Source organism: Biomaibacter acetigenes (genome assembly GCF_003691585.1).
Lineage (GTDB): Bacteria > Bacillota > Thermosediminibacteria > Thermosediminibacterales > Tepidanaerobacteraceae > Biomaibacter > Biomaibacter acetigenes.
In genome coordinates this window covers 433,379-451,283 of sequence record NZ_CP033169.1, presented here as the reverse complement: position 1 = coordinate 451,283, position 17,905 = coordinate 433,379, and the positions used below count along the sequence as shown (strand labels likewise).

Genomic DNA, 17,905 nt, shown 5'->3' with positions numbered 1-17,905 from the left:
ACATCCCCTCACTTGTATTCATCAGATACTATGTCAAGTATTAACCTTGCCGCCCCAAATATAGCGGCTTTATTCCCAAGAACAGCACCGACAATTTTCACGTCATTTCCGAGTAATCTGATTAATTCATCCCACCATAATTCTCTTGAATTTATCAGCCCTCCTCCTATAATGAACAACTCTGGATCTATTATATTTTTCAAGCTTACAATTGCCGTCGATAGAGATTTTATAAACTCGGTAACGACTGCTTTTGCATAACTGTCATTTTCTTTTTTAGAAGTTCAAAAACCTCTTTTGCATTTCTTACCCTTTCAAAACCTGCCAAATGATTATATCTTTTAGATATGGCGCTCCCCGATACATATTGTTCCAGGCAGCCCTTATGGCCGCAGTTACATTGCCTCCCATCGGGATATAATATCATATGGCCTGTTTCACCTGCACCCCAATGAGAACCTCTAATTATATCTCCATTCAAAACAATCGCTCCACCCACACCGGTCCCCAGGGTAAGCATCACAAAATTTTTATAATTCCTGGCTGCACCAACCCATTTTTCACCTATTGCCGCCGCATTAACATCATTGTCTGCAATTACGGGGATATTATATTTTTGTTCCAGAGCTTCTTTTAATTTAAATTGTGACCAGCCGGGAAGATTATTCGTAGCATAATCCACAACACCTGTATTATAATTAATCCTCCCAGCCGAACCTACTCCTATGCCTTCAATGTTTCTATCAATAATCCCGTCTATAATTCTGAAAATATTGTTTAATATTGCAACTCTTCCCTGGCCGGCATCGGTGGTAAGTTCCCTGATTTCAATCAATTTCCCTTCAGAGTCGATTATTCCTCCCAGTATTTTGGTCCCACCTATGTCAATACCGATAACTTTTTTCATGCTATCACCTAATACAATTTATCTAAAACGGCTTTAGCAGTCTTATTAAGTCCCTGTAATGCTTTATCTCTCATTTTAATCGCCACAGCAGTGTACAGGATATCCAACAAATGAAGTTGTGCTATCTTTGATGTTAACGCGCCGCTCCTAAGCGGTGTTTCCTTGGCAGCCGTCAACAGGACAATATCTGCAACGGATGTGATAGGTGATCTTGCATAATTTGTTATACATATAACTTTAGCTCCAGAGTTCTTTGCCAGTCTACAGGTTTCAACAGTATCTTTAGTGCTGCCCGAAAAAGATATACCGACTGCGACATCTCGTTCCCCGAGGTTTACTGCGGATATTGCCTGTATATGCGCATCCAGATTCGCATCTACTTTTAGACCCAATCGGAGGAACTTATATTTTGCATCCAATGCCGTATATCCCGAGGCGCCAACCCCAAAAAATTCTATTTTATCAGCATTAATTATTAAATCTACCGCTTTTTCCAGGGCATCCATAGATAAAAGTTTTACAGTATTTGATAATGTCATCATGTTTTCATTCGTTATTTTCTGGACTAATATAGGAATAGAATCATCATATGAAATACTTTCATGAATACTTGTTTCGGGTTCCACTATATCCTTAGCCATATTGAGTTTAAGTTCCTGAAACCCCGTCATACCTATATGTCTGCAGAATCTAATTATCGTTGTTTCACCTATACCACATTTTTCAGCGAGTTCTGTAACCGACAGGTAAATAATATCTTCGGGATTTTCAAATACATAATCTGCAACTTTTTTTTCTGCTTTTGTCAGCGAATTGTAAACACTTCTTATTTTTAATATGACGCCATTTTGTTCCTGAATAGGTCATCGCCGCCTTTCTTTATATGTTCTACAAAATACTTTGTTATTTCATGCGGCCTTGTTATAGCCGTACCAACTACCACAGCATATGCTCCCAGCTCTATTGCTTTCACCGCCTGCTCGGGAGTCCATATTCTTCCTTCGGCAATAAGTGGTATTTTAATGTCCTCTGCTAATCCCTGTATCAATTCAAAATCCGGTTGGTCCGATTTCCTGCTATAATCCGTATATCCCGCAAGGGTTGTGGATACCAGGTCAAATCCAAGTTTATACGCTTTTACGCCTTCTTCATATGTTGAAATATCAGCCATTACCAGCATCTCTGGATATTTTCTCTTTATTGTATTAAAAAACTCAGCGGTTGTTATATCCCCGGGTTTTATCAATTTTGTCGCATCGATAGCTACTATATCAGCGCCTGCCTGTATAACTTTGTCAACCTCATCAATTGTAGGCGTAATATAAGGCTTATAACCCGGATATTTTTTTTTAATAAGGCCTATTACCGGCAAATTTACTTCAGCTTTTATAGCCTTTATATCATAATACCCATTTGCCCTTATTGCCACTGCGCCGCCGCTTTCGGCCGCCTTAGCCATTTTCGCCATTATATATGAACTGTATAGTGGTTCATCCTCCATGGCCTGGCATGAGACTATTAGTCCGTTTTTGATTTTTTCTAATATAGTCATTTACATCTCCTCTTCAACTTTTTCTATTTATTATATTAGACATAAAATAAAAAAATCCTCCTTTTTTTATAAAAAGAGAGGAAATTTTTTTCTTTACAAAAATAATTCTCTTTTATTTGTCTTTTTACAAAAAAAATAATGGCTAAAACGCCATTTTACATTTAAACATAGAAGCTTGAAAAAAACATTTGAATCGCGGTAACTTCTGAATACTGGCTAGAGCAGCTCCGCCGCCAGCTGTGCCAGTGGCGAGCGTTCTCCCTTTATCAGGTTTACATGGCCTGCCAGTGCCTGGTCTTTGAATTTCTCCACCACATAGGAAAGACCGTTGCTGGAATAGTCAAGATATGGGTTGTCTATCTGTTCGGGATCGCCTATAAGCACTATCTTGCTGCCTTCACCCACTCTGGAAACTATGGTCTTCATCTCATGGCGTGAAAGGTTCTGGGCTTCGTCAATTATGATAAACTGTTTTGCTATACTCCTGCCCCTGATATAGGTCAGGGCTTCAACCTCCACATTTTTAAGCCCCACCATTATATCCTCAATATCTTCTCCGCTCCTGGCGCTGAAGATATACTCCAGATTATCGTAAATGGGCTGCATCCAGGGCCTCAGCTTTTCGTCCTTGTCACCGGGTAAAAATCCTATATCCCGGCCCATAGGCACCACCGGGCGGGCCACCACTAGCTTTTTATACACCTTTTCATCTTCGGTTTTTAAAAGCCCGGCGGCCAGGGCCAGCAGGGTCTTGCCGGTGCCGGCGCGGCCGGTTATGGTCACCAGGGATACCTCGTCATTTAAAAGTAGATCAAATGCCATCTTCTGCTGGGCATTTTTGGGGTGAATCCCCCAGACCGTATCTTTAGTAAAGTAGAGGGGGACTATGGATTTTTTCTGAAGAGAATATCGCCCCAGTGCTGATTTAGAAGAACCGTAAGCATCCTTCAGTATAACATATTGATTGGGATAAAAAGCTTCCTCATCGAAGTATTCCACCGAAAGGCTTCCATCCATGTAAAACATATCTATGGCCGATGGATTGACATCCTTTTCCACATACCCCTGGTAGAAGTCGCTGGCTGTCACTATTTTATCCGAAAGGTAATCCTGAGCCTCAACCCCCAGAGCATCGGCTTTCACTCTCATGATAGCATCCCTGGAAACCAGGATAACCTTTTTGGGCTGAGGCTTCTGATTTTCCTCCAGTTGCAGATTTTTTGCCACCGCCAGAATCCTGTTGTCGTTATTGGACTCCACGAAATAATCCGCCAGAAAGGTCATGGCCTTGTGGTTCAGCTCCACCCTGAAGGTCCCTCCAACTTCCAGGGGGATGCCTTCGTGGAGTTTGCCCATATTCCTGAAATTATCGAGAATCCGTGAAATCCGGCGGGCATTTCGACCTATTTCGTCCTGATAGCTCTTTTTGGAGTCCACTTCCTCTATTACCACCGCCGGAATCACCACATCGTTGTCCTCAAAAGAAAAAAAGGCATTGGGATCACTGAGTAAGACGCTGGTATCCAGCACATAAATCTTTTCCAATGCCATACCTCCTGTTTAAATTTTTAGGCGCCTTTTTTCATGGCTTCGATTTGCTCTTCTAATTCCATTATACGCACCAGGAGATTGACCTTATTACCCTCGTTTTTTGTCCACTGGTTTAAAAGTTTTTCTCTCTCCTGCTCCAGTGTTTTTATTCTATTCTTTAACATTTTCTCCTCCTCCTTCTTATCTGCTTTTTGTATACATTAACCATGATAATATGTTTCAATTTTAGTATACAAAGAATTTGTTAAGTAAAAATTATCAAAAAGTTAATTTTTTGTGATGAAATATGTCAATGCTGTTACAAAATATATTTTTGTTTGTTACAAGACTTTTTTTATATTATAATGAATAATATATTAGGAAGATTATATTTTGTAACGGTTAAAAAGTCAATTGTTATGTAAGTTATTTCATCGTTTTTTACCTGTTGCGTAGAAATCATTTTTCTTGCGAAAAATCGCGAAAGGAGTGTATCTTATGGAAAAAATGAAGGTCGGTGTCGTTTTCGGCGGGCAATCCGGAGAACATGAGGTTTCTCTTATGTCGGCCACCTCTGTGATAAAGGTCATGGACAAAACAAAATACGACATTATTCCAATAGGCATAACAAAAGAAGGCAAATGGCACATTTTCCCCGGAGATGTGTCAAAAATTGAAGACGGCAGCTGGCAAGAAGAAGCCATACCGGCGTTCCTGCCGCCGGATACCGGTTACAGGTGTCTCATTTCTCTTGAGGAAGGCAAAGAGGTCCGCCATTATATAGACGTTATTTTCCCCGTACTGCACGGCCCCCGGGGAGAAGATGGTACCGTCCAGGGAGTCTTTGAACTCATGAACATACCCTATGTAAGCTGCGGCGTAAGTTCTTCGGCTGTATGTATGGATAAGGTTTTACAAAACAGATTCTCCGCCAGGCAGGCCTGCCGGTGGTGGATTTTAAGGTGTTTTATAAAAAGGACCTTCCTCATAAGCTCGATGAAATAATATCCGAAGTCGAAGCATCTTTCGGCTATCCGTGTTTTGTGAAACCTGCAAATATGGGGTCCAGCGTGGGCATAACAAAAGCCCATGACCGGGAGGAATTGAAATCCGGCATAACGCTGGCGGCGGAATATGACAGAAAACTCCTGGTAGAAAAGTTCATCCCCGCCCGGGAGATAGAATGTTCCGTGCTGGGAAACGAAGACCCCAAAGCCTCCCTTCCGGGTGAGATAATGCCAAGCCATGAATTCTATGATTACACTGCAAAATATTTCGATGGCGGCAAATCGAAGCTGCTAATACCCGCCCCCCTGGCAGGGGAGGAAACCGAAAAGATACGGGACCTGGCTGTCAAAGCTTTCAAAGCTCTGGATTGCAGTGGCATGGCACGGGTAGATTTTCTTATGAGCAAGGTATCGGGCATAATATATATAAACGAACTCAATACCATCCCCGGTTTCACCAGGATAAGCATGTATCCTAAAATGTGGGAAGCCGCAGGGCTGCCCTATAAAGAGCTCATCGACAAGCTTATAGAGCTGGCCATAGAGCGTCACCGCGAAAAGCAAGCTTTAAAGCTTTCATAAATTGTTTCACATTTGTCCAAAAAAAGGAAATATTTTTATCGAATTTTGCTTTCTTCAACATGTGCCGTTTTTCGGCACTTTTTTCATATAATTTTTTCAAAGGGACTTGACATTCAATAATAATTACTATTATAATATACCTGTAATCACCAATTAGTAAAGAAAATTTTACATAAGGAGATGGAATTAAATGTCCGATATTGAACGTCATGGTGATGTAACTTTCAAAGGCGAACCTCTGACAGCGGTAGGTCCGGTATTGAAAGTTGGCGATAAAGCACCAGATTTTAAAGCTCTAAACAACGCCCTGGAAGTGGAAACCCTTGCTTCCACCCGGGGCAAGATAAGACTCATTACTTCGGTACCCTCCCTGGATACTCCGGTGTGTGATACCGAGACCCGGAGGTTCAACAAAGAAGCCGTATCTTTCAGCAGTGATGTAGAAGTCATAACCATCAGCATGGACCTTCCCTTCGCCCAGAAAAGGTGGTGTGCCGCAGCAGGAGTGGACAGGGTACGGACTCTATCCGATCATCGGGATGCCTCCTTCGGCAAGAACTGGGGAGTTCTGGTAAAGGAACTCAGGCTTTTACAAAGAGCAGTGTTCGTGGTGGACAAAGATGATACTATCCGTTATGTGGAATATGTGAAGGAAATAGGTCAGGAACCCAACTATTACGCAGCTTTAAATGCCATCAAATGTTTAACCGATGTATAGTAAATTTCCTGTGAAATTTTTCTAAACTATATGTATTAAGACAGGTTATCAAGAAATAAAATCGAATATGTATAACGTAAAGATTAACCAGGACTACGGATTTCCGGTTTAACCCCGGCAAATAAGATACCGGATGTAAGATGTAAATTTCAATAAAAAAATATACAGGGGGTAATAATCATGAAAATCATGACCAGGGACAACCTTAAAGCAGCCTTTGCCGGCGAGAGCCAGGCCCATATGAGGTATCTCATCTTTGCCGACAATGCCGAAAAAGAAGGTAAACCTAACATAGCAAGGCTTTTCAGGGCTATAGCTTATGCCGAACAGGTGCACGCCACCAATCATTTCAAAGCATTGCAGGAGTTAAATGGCACTCCCGACAACCTGCAGGTGGCCATCAACGGTGAAACTTTCGAAGTGGATGAGATGTACCCGGCCTATGATGCGGTAGCAAAACTTCAGGATGAAAAAGCTGCCGAAAAGAGCTTCCATTATGCCATCGAAGCTGAGAAGATCCATGCCGTGCTTTATGATGATGCCAGAAAGATGGCTCAAATGGACAAAGACATAGACGATGGAAAAGTATACGTATGCCCCATCTGCGGTTATACCGTAAAGAGCAACGCCCCTGACAAATGCCCTGTATGTGGCGTATCTAAAGATAAATTCGTTAGCTTCTGATACTTCCTATACAATCGATCAGGCCTTTAACGGCAAACCAGAACTGGGGATCTCAGAGTTTTTCACGGTGCAAGGAAGGACTTCATTGCCTCTAAGCGACTGGGATCAGTCGGGAATGGCTTACGAGGATGTGGTTCATGCCATTGAAGCTCTCTCCCTAAAAGGCTTTTACGGCCCCTATGCTCTAGTGACAAGCCCAAAGCTGTTTGCTCTTTTAAGCTATGAATCATACTTTCAGGGTCATGGAAATGGTGATCCCCAGGATAAAAAGGCCCGATGCCATCTGCACTCTGGAGATCGGTAATTGCAAATGATTTTTCCCATCGAAGTTTTTTTGTGTTAGTTTGTTTTAAAAGTTCGGCCCTGTCGGTTATAAAACCGATACGGGAAAAATTATATCTTAAATATAAAAAAGGAGGAAGACTTATGACAAAGTGGCAATGTTCAGTATGCGGTTATATCTACGACGGAGATGAGGCTCCGGAAAAATGCCCCAAGTGTGGTGCTCCTAAAGATAAATTTGTAAAACTGGATGATCAGGCCGCAGATCTGGTGGGGAGGTCGAGATTTTCCAATAATTTGCACATGGAGCTTTTGACCCTCATGGAAAAAGCAAAAGAAATATCCGACAAAGGTATAAAAGATGCTCTCGACCCCAACTGTGTATCCTTATTTAAATCTTCTCTGGCAGCAGCCATAGATATCCAGCAAAAAGTCAAGGCCGAGCTTAAAGCCCATATGAACAAGGGCAAATGGGGTTAATCTATATTTGTAGACACAAGGTTTAATTAGTGAGAAAAGGCACTGTTCGCCGGTAAAAAAATCTGAAAGAATAGTTTAATAAACTTAATGAAAAATTGGAGGGCGTTTCATGAAAAAATGGGTTTGCACAGTTTGCGGATATGTCTACGATCCTGAAAAAGGTGATCCCGACAACGGCATAGAGCCGGGGACCGCCTTTGAAGACCTTCCCGATGATTGGGTTTGCCCGGAGTGCGGCGTGGGTAAAGATATGTTCGAAGAAGCCTAAAAAAACTGTTTACTCACCCCCCCTTATCATACATCTTTAAAAGCCCGGCTAAAAGCCGGGCTCCTTCTTCAAAGGCGGGTCTTGATGTAGAAGCCGACTTTGTAGTATTTTCCATAGGTGTGCGTCCCAATATAGGTATCCTGAAAGACACCGGTATCAACATAAACCGCGGTGTGGTGGTAGATGAATACATGCGGACATCTGTTGAAAACATCTATGCCGCCGGAGATGTGGCGGAATATAACGGCAAGGTTTATGGCATATGGCCGGTAGCAAAGGAACAGGGGAAAATTGCAGGTCTAAATATGGCGGGTGTGACCACTTCATACAGCGAAGTGGTGCCTTCAAATTATATAAAAGTGTTCGACACAGAGATCTTTTCGGCCGGCGACCTTTGCAAAGAAGAAAATGCCCAGGCTATAATAACCGATATTCAACCTGAAAACAATATATAGAAGGAAGCTCTTGAAAATTCCATCAGGTTCGAAGGAACTGGATGAATGTATCGAGTAGGAGGGGGCGATTAGCCCCCGTCCTCTCACCTATGAAAAAATGCAAGTCCTGCTCCGAAAATTCTCAAGCACCTATGAAAAAATGCAAGTCCTGCTCCGAAAATTCTCAAGCAATTACAGTTGTCAAATGTAAAAAAGGCAATATAATACTAGGCCAGGTCATTTCGATTTTTTAACCAGGCTTGCTTTGGCTAGCTTGCTTAATTGTTCACCATAGCTCAGTAGATCAGTCAATGCTCTTTCCCTTGACGGAGACGGACTGAAGCTCATATGCTTCATATCCTGCAAGCTAAATAATTATCCTGTTCCAAATAGCCAGGACTGAGTTTCTTTCTCCGATACATCTTCGATGCCATCAATTACTCGCAACAGTTCATTCATGTCTACTACGTACGCTTGAGCTTGTTTGGTTAAACTCTTTAGTTTTCTTTCCAGCAAATTTTTTGTGAGTTCCATGTATTCTTCTTGGCGTGTTAGAACCGCCCATATTATATGCAGCAACTTACGTGCTGTAGCTACAATCGCAATTTTGTGCCCTTTCTTCTCCTTTAAACGCAAATAAAAAGATCGTAATTTCCCTTTGCTTTGAATTGCTCGCTGTGCACACTGAACCAGTATCCAACGTAGGGTGCTGCGGCCTTCTTTTGTTATGTTACCGGCATAGCGTGTTTTGCCGGATTGATGAACAGATGGAACCAGTCCCGCGTAACATGCCAGTTTTTTAGGTGACGAAAAGCGCGAAATTGGCCCAATCTCTGCAAGAATAGTCAATGCGCTCAAAACCGAAATGCCAGGTATACCCATCAGTAATTTTACATTTGGGTTCTCTTTCGCCCTAGCACACAAATCTGCTTCGAGGGCCGCCATTTCTTTTTGTACAGTATCCAGCAGTTTTAATGATGAACAAACTATGATTTGCTCTGTTTCCGGCAACGAAATATTCTCTAAAAATTTTCTTCCGTTTTTCCCAAATAGATCGCTCCATGGAGACTGGATTCCATTGCGAATTAACGCAGCGTGAATCTTGTTTTTCAGCATAGTACGGATTTTTGCGAGACGGATTCGGTGATGAAGCAGAACTCTTAATTGGTACTCATCCTTGTTCGGAATCCAAGACTCAGGAATAAAGTCTGCCGCTAACAGTTGAGCAAGAATTTGAGCATCAAGGGCATCGGTTTTTACACGAGCTTCAGCTATGGCACGAGTTTTCAAGGGATTGGCGATCACAATTTGCCCTGGATAACCAGATAGGATATCATGAATCCAAAAGGCGTTACTGGTAGCTTCCATGACGACACGAGTATTGGAATCTAGGGTTTTGGCGAACTCCTCCCATGCTTGTCGTGTATTGGCTATCCGAAAACGTCTTTTTTCTTTGTTTGGCCCGATCTCACACCCTTCTGCATATTTTTGATGCACATCTAAACCAATGAATCGCATTTTCGACCCCCTCTCCAATTAAGTTGGCAGGCGGAGTTGCTTTTACATTCACCTATTCGTGGGCTTGGCCACAACTGGGTGAGGCGAGGAGGCGATTAAACACACCAACGGGCTTATTTCATCCCAGCGAGAGGACAATCGCCCCGCCTACAGCCTTCTCCGAAACCCTATTCTAATTATACCAGAGAAGAGCCTGCATTTTTATCATACCAACACACCACCGTACGTACCGTCCGGTATACGGCGGTTCACCAAGCTTTGCGAATTTCTTGATATCTCTTCACTAAACTCATGAGCCCTTGACCTTGCCAATAGGCGTTGTTGAGGGCTCTATTTAATACCCCTGACATACGCCAGTATCCCTTTCGGGCATTGGCAAGCTCATGGACTACCCATTCCGGAAGTTTCAAATTCCTTAGTTCTCGATATCTTGTTTTAACTTTCTTCCATTGTTTCCACAAGCACATGCGGAGTCTTCTTCTTATCCATCCGTCGAGTTCCTCAAGTTTGCTGGGTGTTTCCGATAGTGCGAAGTATCCCAGCCATCCGCCGAGGTATGTGTTTAGTCTGTCTATTCTCTGTGTTATTCCATGTCCGTTGCTTCTTGAGGTTATCTCACGGATTTTGTTCTTGACTTTGTCTATGCTCTGTGGTGCTATTCTTATCTTGGTTGTTCCATCTTTAGTGATGTACATGCTGAAGCCGAGGAATTTCCTCTTCCAGGGTCTGTCCACTGCGCTCTTTTGCTCGTTTACTTTGAGTTTTAGTTTATTCTTCAGGAAAGCTGTTATGCTTTCCATTACCCGCGGGTACCCATCGAAGATGGGTGCCGCTCTTTTGCTTTTGACGTAGATGTTACAGTCGTCTGCATATCTTACGAATCTGTGGCCTCTTTTCTCTAGTTCTTTGTCAAGGTCGTCAAGGATTATATTGGCAAGAAGTGGACTTAGGGGCCCGCCTTGAGGTGTTCCTTCGTCGGTAATCATGACTACTCCGTTTATCATTACTCCTGCCTGTAGATAGCTGCGTATGAGCTTTAATACACGCTTGTCTTTTATCTTGCGAGTTACTCTGGCCATTAGTATGTCATGATTTACTCTGTCGAAGAATTTCTCAAGGTCCATGTCCACTACCCACTGGTATCCCTCTTGAACATATTGACGTGCTTTCCTTACTGCGTCGTGGGCTCTTCGGTTGGGCCTGAATCCGTAGCTTGCTTCTGAGAATTCCGGGTCAAATATGGGTGTTAGTACTTGCAGCAGAGCCTGCTGGATTAGGCGGTCTGTGACGGTGGGGATTCCTAACAGTCTCACTCCTCCGCTGGGTTTCGGGATTTCGACGCTGCGCACTGGTTGAGGTTGATAGGTCCCTGTGAGAAGTTGTTCCTTTATCTGAGGCCAGTTTTCTCGTAGGTGTGACCGGAGGGATTCTACCGGCATGCCGTCTACGCCTGGCGCTCCTTTGTTTTCTTCTACCCGTCGCAGTGCTTTTGTCATGTTTTCTCTTGATACTGCTTTCTCCATCAGGTGGATATCATGGTCCTTCGGGGATATCTTCTCGGGTTGTGCCGGATACATACTCGGCCCTCCCTGGGGCCCTTGCGGCTTCACCGCTTCTTTCCCAGGGTAGGCCCCTTTCGGGGTTTTCTGCTGTCTTTGTATGTTTCTCGAACTTGCCACCACCCACCTTCGGTGGGTCCCCGGCCCTCGCTTCGTGTTCGGCCCTTCGTCGGCATGACGTCTGTGCCGGCTACTATGGCCTCTGCTGACTTCTGACAGTTCAGCCGAGCCTCTTCAGCCCGGGTTGTTAGTTTCCCTAACGTTTCCGCCAGACCTCCCCGGGTAAGAGCGATAGCCTTCGCCCCGTAACCTTGTGCATTTACTACGCAGTTCCTTGGCAGCACCGGATTTCGTTTTGTCAAGCAAACTCATCCGAACTGTATAGCCTTATATGCGGTTCGTGTTCCTCAGGCCGTGGCTTTGCCTACAGCTTCCTTCAGATTCTATCTCACGGTAGACACCCTTGCTGTTTGGCTAATGGTCGCCGCTGCCAGCCCCATAGCAGACTTTCACTGCCGAGCTATCGCCCATGCCGGGCGCACTTGAAAAGCTAACCGCAGCAAAGCTGCGGTTGCTTTTTTTAACGCACTGTGTTTTTCAATCGGCCGATACTGTCGATTTCGGCTTCAATGATATCTCCAGACTTTAGATTCCCTTTTCCCGGAGGAGTACCTGTGCTTATGATATCACCCGGATTCAGCGTCATAATGTGAGAAACATAGGATATTATTTGGCTCACATTAAAGACCATGTCGGAAGTGTTGCTGTTTTGTGTCATCGTGCCGTTATGATACATCCTGATATTGAGGTTGTCACCATCTATACCCGACACGATACATGGTCCGATGGGCATGAAGGTATCGTATCCTTTGGCTTTGGTCCAGGGCTTGCCCTTTTCCATGAAATCCTTTGCGGTGATATCATTGCCGCAGGTATAGCCCAACACATGATTTTTCGCATCTTCCACCGATACATCTTTTACCCTATCCTTTATGACCACCACCAGTTCGGCTTCATAGTTCAGCTCCTTTATCCCTTCCGGCGATATGATTGCTTCCTCAGGCCCTATTACTGACGTATCGGGCTTCAGGAATATGACTGGCTCCTCAGGTATAGGATCGCCCTTCTTGTTGACTACTTCCTTATAGTTTACGCCTATGCACACCACCTTGCGGGGCTCACAGGGTGCCAGGAGCTTTACTTCATGAAGCTCAAAACTCCTGCCCTGTTTTTCCCAGGCCCCGAAAATGGATCCCTTTATGGAAAATACTTTATTCCCCTCCAGGACGCCATATTCCGGTCCCTGCCCCGCGTCAAACCTCACGAATTTTATCATAATGCCACCTTCCTTTGTTTTGCATTATGGAACTATGTTCTATATTATGAATAATATATTCTACATTATTTTTTATTTTCCTTCTCGTTTTTAAATTTAAGGTTGAAAGAAGATCACATAGCTTTTGCTTATGACAATCATTTTGTAGTTATGAGAGTTCCGCTGGTTAATAAATCATATTAAACGGTCTAATATAAACCAGCCCGCAGCTTGAATCTGATAATCAAGTGCGGGCTATTTCTTTGACTTTCTCCTACAACGATTCCATGTACATCCTCTTCACATCATCCATCGTGGGCACTCTGGGGCTGGCTTCCAGGTTATGGGTCATTTTGGTATAAGCGTGCTCTGCCAGAGTGTCTATGTCTTTTTCGGTGATGCCGAAGGCAGAAATTTTCTTTGGGAGTCCCACCCTATCCATCAGATCTCGAAGGGCTTCTATGGACTTTTCGGCAGCTTCAGACAATGTGAGGCCCCTTACATCAACTCCCAGGGCTTCGGCCACTTTTGCAAACTTCCCGGGAGCTTCAAAGATATTAAAGCGCATAAAAGCCAGAGAAACTGCAGCAAGGCTTTCTCCATGGGGTACATCGTAGATGCCGCTCAAGGGATGTCCCATGCCATGGATGCCGCAGGTGCCCGAAAGATTTATGGCCACGCCTGCCAGGGTATTGGCCCAGGCCATACGTTCACGGTACTGGATATCTTCTCCGTGTTCATAGGCGCCCTTGAGGCTTTCCGCCACTAATCTTATGGCTTCCAGAGCCAGAGCATCGGTGAAGGGCTGGCTCCTTCTCCCTACATAGGCTTCCATGGCGTGGAAAAATACATCTATCCCGGTGGATGCCGTAACTTTTTTGGGCACGGTCAGCATGAGTTCGGGGTCAATGATGGAAACCCTGGCGTAGGTTTTCGGAGACTTCAGGGATTTTTTCACTTTTGTCTCAGGGTTGGTAAACACTGCATAATTGTTGGCCTCACTGCCTGTTCCGGCGGTGGTGGTAATAAGTACAATGGGAAGCACATCCCCGCCCTGCTTCCCAGCTATGTAATCGGCCACATGGCCTTCGTTTAATGCCATAAAAGCTATGCCTTTGGCAGTATCCATGGCGCTGCCTCCACCAAGGCCTATTACTACATCTACATGATTTTCTCTGGCCAGATTTGCCCCTCTTTCGACGGTGGTGGTAAAGGGATTTGGTTCCACCTCATCAAATGCCAGCCATTTTATTCCTTCCTGTTCCAGACTTTTTGTCACCATATCAAGATGACCGGTCTTTTTTGCGCTGGATCTTCCGGTCACAATAAGTGCCTTTTTACCGATAAATTTTACATAAGTTCCTACTTCCTTAACCTTCCCCGGTCCGAATACAAGACGGGTGGGCATAAAAAATTCGAAGTTCAAATCAAAACACCTCCAAATTAAATTATTAAACAAGACCTTTAACGCACCAACTTATTTGGTCAATGTTGGATCCAAATAGCATTTAATTTCCATCTTAACCCATCTTCCATTTTAGCATTTAGATTTTATTTATTCAATGGCCATCCCATCCTCCGGGATATTTTAGCTGCATATTCCTTGACCCTTGCCGCAAGGGTCTTTACCTTGTCGGGTGTCACTGTCACTGTAGCCCCTGAAATGCTTAATGCGCCAATAACCCTGCCGGAGTAATCAAAAATGGGAGCCCCTACGCACCGGATGCCCTCCTCGTTTTCCTCATCATCCACGGCAAAGCCCCGGGCTCTGACGGTTTTAAGGTGCTCCACCAGTTTACCGGGATCTGTAATGGTATTTGAAGTATATTTCTCCAATCCCTCATCGATTACTTTTCTCACGAAATCTTCAGAAGAGAAAGCCAGTATGGCCTTGCCCACCGCCGAAGCGTGCATGGGGGCTCTGCGCCCGATTTGTGAGTACATGCGGATGGTCCTGCTACTATCTATTTTATCGATATAGAGGGCCCGGTTACCATCGGGAACCACTAGATGCACAGCCTCGTTGACCTCATCAGAAAGCTCTTTTAAAAGATCGTGGGCCTCCTTCCGGAGGTCCATCCTCTCCAGGATGGCACCCCCCAGGTGAAGCAGCTTTATTCCCAGGCGATATTTTTCGCTGTATGGGTTTTGCTCCACATAGCCCAGGCTTAAAAGAGTGGATAAAAGGCGGTGGACGGTACTTTTATGAAGGTTCAGACGCCGTGAAAGTTCCGTAACCCCAAGTCCTTCCTTCTCTTCGGCTAGTTCTTCCAATATATTTATTGCTCTTTCAATGGATTGGACGGTATTATCCTGCGGCATGATTTCCTCCCGATATTTTGTAAATGGTTATGTACCATCATACGAAATACAGTTTCATAAATCTCTTATATACATTTCGACATATATTATTAAAATCCTTTTTCTTTCAGAAAAACATCTCTAAATCTATTATTCTTTTATCTTTTCTGATACAATTACAATATAATCATGTTATACTCCTTTTAATCTGATACTTAAAGGACAACGGTATAAACAAGTGATGCCGTATAAGTCAACAAATAAACCAACATACCGGTTCCAAAGAGGGTATTGATATTGATTAAACCCGGAAAAACATTTCACATGCCTCTCATCATAATTATCTTAATAATTTCAATTATTATTTTAGGAAAGGGGTTCTTCAAAATGGACAAAAACAAAACCGGTATTAAGCAATCCTCCGGCAGGTCATTTCACATGGACACTTCTGTAGAGGATTTCGGTAAGGGAGATTTGAAGGGCGTCAGGGTATCATCCCATGAAGATGGCGCGCTGGAGCTCGAAAAGCAGAATGGGTCTTATCTGAAAGAAGGTACATACACTTCTCAAACATTTGATACAGCGCCTTTTAAATATGCCGTGGTTTCCTGGAACGCCGACACTCCCGGAAAAACATATATCAAGATCCAGGCCCAGGTGCGTTCTGGAGACAAATGGTCTTCCTGGTTTACTATCGCAAATTGGGGTACAGGGATCAAATCCGAAAGTGAAAAAAAGCAGGAGGATGATATTTCCAGGGTCATGATCGACACTATAGCCTTAAACGGTGAGGCCAGCGGAAATGGCATAAGATACAGGGTTGCCCTGTTAGGCGACGGAGCCGTTTCCCCTGTAGTCCGCATGGTTTCCTTTGTTGCTTATAACAACACCGACAGGATACCGGGGGAAACTCATCTGGAAAAGGACCTGGATGTTCCCATGATATCCCAGATGCAGCAAAATCCAAAGATCGCCAATGTCATCTGCAGTCCCACTTCGGTCTCCATGGTAATGCAATATTACAGCCTTGACATCTCTGCAGAGAATGCAGCTGAAGGGGTATTTGACAATGGCGCAAAGATCTACGGCAACTGGCCCTTCAACACCGCCTTTGCTGCAAGCCGGGGTTTCACAGCTTACGTGGATAGGTTCGAAAGTCTGGATGACATAAGAAAAGAAATATTTGAGGGAAGGCCTGTAATCGCCAGTATAAGTTTTGATAAAGGTGAGCTCGACAATGCTCCTATCGAGGATACCGACGGCCATCTCATAGTGGTGCGGGGATTTACTACAAAAAACGGGGCGGATCATGTGATAGTAAACGACCCTGCAGCCCCTACTCATGAAACGGTAAAGCGCGAGTACAGGGTTGATCAGTTCTTAAAGGCCTGGAAAGGGATAGTATATATTATACGGAAACAATAGGGCCATCCCTATTTTTCCTTTTGGGGTTTCTATTGAAGGAGGCGGATATTATTCGTGAATTTTTTAATAAACGGACCATCAATCTTATGATACTCCTGTGTGCCGGCTGGACACTGCTCTACACCGACAGGACCACCCTTTACCCCCTGCTTTCCGTCATAGGAGAAAAATTTTCCCTCAGCGGCACTCAGCTCGGCACCATCACCAGCAGCTATTTTCTTGTTTATGTGGCTATGCAGATACCTTCGGGCATGCTGGGCGACCGAATAGGCAAAAAACGGCTTCTGACCGCCATGTATGCCATTTCCGGATTCGCTTTGCTTTGCTTTGGGCTTTTTACCGGGAATTACGTCATGATGATTTTCCTTATGGCCTTACATGGGTTCGGCGCCGGTGCTTATTATCCTTCCGCCTATGGCATCATGTTGAAAACCGTAGCGCCCCAGGCCCGGGCTACTGCCGCAGCAATAGTAAACCTGGGTATGTCCTTTGGGCTCATTATCGGTCTTGCCACGAGCGGCCCCATATACCTTTATACAAGAAGCTACGGCGGAATCTTTACAGTGCTTGGTATCATCACCGTCTTTATGGCTTTAATCTATTATAAAGCTCTCCCTGAAACGGATGACCTTGCCCCGGACGAAAAAAGCAGCGATGGTAAATCCCGCATCATCGGCCTTTCTTCGCATAGGTCAAATAATGAAATCACTTTCGATGAACTCAAAAAAACTTCTTCTTTCCCTATAGCTGAGGTGCTAAAAAATAAAAACCTCATGCTCATCAACTTAGCCCAATTTTGTGCCCTTTATGGTTACTGGGTGGCGGTCACCTGGGGAGCCGCCTTTTTTCAAAAAGAAAGGGGCATCGGCATGGAACTTGCCGGCTTATTCGTAGCCATTGCCGGAATAAGCGCCATAATGCCCTCCCTCATCTCCGGCAGGATTTCCGACAGAATCGGCAGAAAAAAAATGGCCCTGCTGCTGTTTCCCCTGGGGGCTTTAACCATCTTCCTCATGGCTTATATGCATTCAACCCTGGCCATCATCTCCGCATTGATAGCCTACGGTATTTTCGGCAAATCCTCCTGGGACCCGATAGCCATAGCATGGACAGGAGACCACGCCGCCGCCATGAACAAAGATGCCCTGGGCACTGCCGTGGGAGTCTTTAATTTTTCCGGCATGATGTCCGCAGTAGTAGCGCCCATGGTGAGCGGTTTCATCCGAGATTTGACCGGTTCCCTGGTTTCTGCCTTTTATGTGGCGGCTATAATCTCATTGCTGGGTCTTTTTTTCGTGTCCATGGTTGATGAGAAGCCCGAGTTTTAAACCTCGACGGTTATT

Annotated in this window: 20 protein-coding genes and 1 pseudogene; 9 read left to right on the top strand and 12 right to left on the bottom strand. The window is 44.3% G+C overall.

Features of this window, described 5'->3' with window-relative positions; all coding sequences use genetic code 11:
• Positions 1-8 precede the first annotated feature (8 nt).
• From D2962_RS19015 to D2962_RS02145, 6 genes are all read right to left on the bottom strand, one after another.
• Complete coding sequence (locus tag D2962_RS19015) at positions 9-233, bottom strand: ROK family protein (protein ID WP_222927729.1); 225 nt, start codon at positions 231-233, stop codon at positions 9-11.
• Complete coding sequence (locus D2962_RS02165) at positions 230-907, bottom strand: ROK family protein (protein WP_222927629.1); 678 nt, start codon at positions 905-907, stop codon at positions 230-232. The genes D2962_RS19015 and D2962_RS02165 overlap by 4 nt, the downstream gene beginning before the upstream one ends.
• 8 nt (positions 908-915) lie before the next feature.
• Positions 916-1,767 carry a MurR/RpiR family transcriptional regulator gene (locus tag D2962_RS02160; protein ID WP_122013974.1) on the bottom strand — a complete coding sequence of 284 codons (852 nt, stop codon included), beginning with the start codon at positions 1,765-1,767 and terminating at the stop codon, positions 916-918.
• Positions 1,740-2,459, bottom strand: coding sequence for an N-acetylmannosamine-6-phosphate 2-epimerase (locus D2962_RS02155; RefSeq protein WP_122013973.1), 720 nt, complete (start codon positions 2,457-2,459; stop codon positions 1,740-1,742). The genes D2962_RS02160 and D2962_RS02155 overlap by 28 nt, the downstream gene beginning before the upstream one ends.
• 216 nt (positions 2,460-2,675) lie before the next feature.
• The gene (locus D2962_RS02150; protein WP_122013972.1) at positions 2,676-4,004 is read right to left on the bottom strand and encodes a PhoH family protein; all 1,329 of its coding nucleotides are present in this window, start codon (positions 4,002-4,004) and stop codon (positions 2,676-2,678) included.
• Between the two features lie 23 nt (positions 4,005-4,027).
• The gene (locus D2962_RS02145) at positions 4,028-4,174 is read right to left on the bottom strand and encodes a chromosome segregation protein SMC (protein WP_120767891.1); all 147 of its coding nucleotides are present in this window, start codon (positions 4,172-4,174) and stop codon (positions 4,028-4,030) included.
• Positions 4,175-4,487: 313 nt separating this feature from the next.
• Here D2962_RS02145 and D2962_RS19435 point away from each other — a divergent pair.
• The 7 genes and pseudogenes from D2962_RS19435 to D2962_RS02110 all read left to right on the top strand — a co-directional run bounded on the left by D2962_RS19435 (position 4,488) and on the right by D2962_RS02110 (position 8,465).
• A pseudogene (locus D2962_RS19435) lies at positions 4,488-5,578 on the top strand (D-alanine--D-alanine ligase family protein).
• A gap of 190 nt (positions 5,579-5,768) precedes the next feature.
• Positions 5,769-6,296, top strand: a complete 528-nt coding sequence (tpx, locus tag D2962_RS02135; RefSeq protein WP_122013971.1) for a thiol peroxidase — start codon at positions 5,769-5,771, stop codon at positions 6,294-6,296.
• 180 nt (positions 6,297-6,476) lie between these two features.
• Complete coding sequence (locus D2962_RS02130) at positions 6,477-6,980, top strand: rubrerythrin family protein (protein WP_122013970.1); 504 nt, start codon at positions 6,477-6,479, stop codon at positions 6,978-6,980.
• Entirely contained in the window at positions 6,946-7,284 is a 339-nt protein-coding gene (locus D2962_RS19810; protein WP_222927627.1) for an encapsulin, read from the top strand. Before D2962_RS02130 ends, D2962_RS19810 begins: the two co-directional genes overlap by 35 nt.
• Before the next feature lie 122 nt (positions 7,285-7,406).
• Entirely contained in the window at positions 7,407-7,742 is a 336-nt protein-coding gene (locus D2962_RS19005; protein WP_122013969.1) for a rubredoxin-like domain-containing protein, read from the top strand.
• 109 nt (positions 7,743-7,851) lie between these two features.
• Entirely contained in the window at positions 7,852-8,010 is a 159-nt protein-coding gene (rd, locus tag D2962_RS02115) for a rubredoxin (RefSeq protein ID WP_120767887.1), read from the top strand.
• Positions 8,011-8,129: 119 nt separating this feature from the next.
• On the top strand, positions 8,130-8,465 hold the full coding sequence (locus tag D2962_RS02110; RefSeq protein ID WP_245984845.1) for an FAD-dependent oxidoreductase: 336 nt from the start codon (positions 8,130-8,132) through the stop codon (positions 8,463-8,465).
• A 354-nt stretch (positions 8,466-8,819) separates the two neighbouring features.
• Here the strand turns inward: D2962_RS02110 and D2962_RS02105 are convergent, their stop codons facing one another.
• From D2962_RS02105 to D2962_RS02080, 6 genes are all read right to left on the bottom strand, one after another.
• The gene (locus tag D2962_RS02105; RefSeq protein ID WP_122013967.1) at positions 8,820-9,962 is read right to left on the bottom strand and encodes an IS110 family RNA-guided transposase; all 1,143 of its coding nucleotides are present in this window, start codon (positions 9,960-9,962) and stop codon (positions 8,820-8,822) included.
• Positions 9,963-10,210: 248 nt separating this feature from the next.
• Positions 10,211-11,485, bottom strand: a complete 1,275-nt coding sequence (gene ltrA, locus D2962_RS02100) for a group II intron reverse transcriptase/maturase (RefSeq protein ID WP_425456612.1) — start codon at positions 11,483-11,485, stop codon at positions 10,211-10,213.
• 83 nt (positions 11,486-11,568) lie between these two features.
• Positions 11,569-11,883 carry a hypothetical protein gene (locus D2962_RS02095; RefSeq protein WP_122013965.1) on the bottom strand — a complete coding sequence of 105 codons (315 nt, stop codon included), beginning with the start codon at positions 11,881-11,883 and terminating at the stop codon, positions 11,569-11,571.
• 218 nt (positions 11,884-12,101) lie between these two features.
• Positions 12,102-12,857: a fumarylacetoacetate hydrolase family protein gene (locus D2962_RS02090; RefSeq protein ID WP_122013964.1), complete on the bottom strand. Its 756-nt coding sequence runs from the start codon at positions 12,855-12,857 to the stop codon at positions 12,102-12,104.
• Positions 12,858-13,110: 253 nt separating this feature from the next.
• On the bottom strand, positions 13,111-14,262 hold the full coding sequence (locus D2962_RS02085) for an iron-containing alcohol dehydrogenase (RefSeq protein ID WP_122013963.1): 1,152 nt from the start codon (positions 14,260-14,262) through the stop codon (positions 13,111-13,113).
• A gap of 125 nt (positions 14,263-14,387) precedes the next feature.
• Complete coding sequence (locus D2962_RS02080) at positions 14,388-15,158, bottom strand: IclR family transcriptional regulator (protein ID WP_122013962.1); 771 nt, start codon at positions 15,156-15,158, stop codon at positions 14,388-14,390.
• Between the two features lie 366 nt (positions 15,159-15,524).
• On the opposite strand from D2962_RS02080, the gene D2962_RS02075 reads away from it, so the two are divergent.
• Together D2962_RS02075 and D2962_RS02070 are read left to right on the top strand one after the other, a co-directional pair.
• On the top strand, positions 15,525-16,562 hold the full coding sequence (locus D2962_RS02075) for a C39 family peptidase (protein WP_162991061.1): 1,038 nt from the start codon (positions 15,525-15,527) through the stop codon (positions 16,560-16,562).
• A 32-nt stretch (positions 16,563-16,594) separates the two neighbouring features.
• Positions 16,595-17,890 (top strand): MFS transporter, encoded by a 1,296-nt coding sequence (locus D2962_RS02070; RefSeq protein WP_120767881.1) that lies wholly within the window; start codon positions 16,595-16,597, stop codon positions 17,888-17,890.
• Positions 17,891-17,905 lie beyond the last annotated feature (15 nt).

What these genes read in the sequence shown, in the direction of transcription:
- D2962_RS02165 (WP_222927629.1), bottom strand. Translation starts at nt 907, where the DNA reads ATGAAAAAAGTTATCGGTATTGACATAGGTGGGACCAAAATACTGGGA.
- D2962_RS02155 (WP_122013973.1), bottom strand. Translation starts at nt 2,459, where the DNA reads ATGACTATATTAGAAAAAATCAAAAACGGACTAATAGTCTCATGCCAG.
- D2962_RS02145 (WP_120767891.1), bottom strand. Translation starts at nt 4,174, where the DNA reads ATGTTAAAGAATAGAATAAAAACACTGGAGCAGGAGAGAGAAAAACTT.
- tpx (WP_122013971.1), top strand. Translation starts at nt 5,769, where the DNA reads ATGTCCGATATTGAACGTCATGGTGATGTAACTTTCAAAGGCGAACCT.
- D2962_RS02130 (WP_122013970.1), top strand. Translation starts at nt 6,477, where the DNA reads ATGAAAATCATGACCAGGGACAACCTTAAAGCAGCCTTTGCCGGCGAG.
- D2962_RS19005 (WP_122013969.1), top strand. Translation starts at nt 7,407, where the DNA reads ATGACAAAGTGGCAATGTTCAGTATGCGGTTATATCTACGACGGAGAT.
- rd (WP_120767887.1), top strand. Translation starts at nt 7,852, where the DNA reads ATGAAAAAATGGGTTTGCACAGTTTGCGGATATGTCTACGATCCTGAA.
- D2962_RS02105 (WP_122013967.1), bottom strand. Translation starts at nt 9,962, where the DNA reads ATGCGATTCATTGGTTTAGATGTGCATCAAAAATATGCAGAAGGGTGT.
- ltrA (WP_425456612.1), bottom strand. Translation starts at nt 11,485, where the DNA reads ATGGAGAAAGCAGTATCAAGAGAAAACATGACAAAAGCACTGCGACGG.
- D2962_RS02090 (WP_122013964.1), bottom strand. Translation starts at nt 12,857, where the DNA reads ATGATAAAATTCGTGAGGTTTGACGCGGGGCAGGGACCGGAATATGGC.
- D2962_RS02080 (WP_122013962.1), bottom strand. Translation starts at nt 15,158, where the DNA reads ATGCCGCAGGATAATACCGTCCAATCCATTGAAAGAGCAATAAATATA.
- D2962_RS02075 (WP_162991061.1), top strand. Translation starts at nt 15,525, where the DNA reads ATGGACAAAAACAAAACCGGTATTAAGCAATCCTCCGGCAGGTCATTT.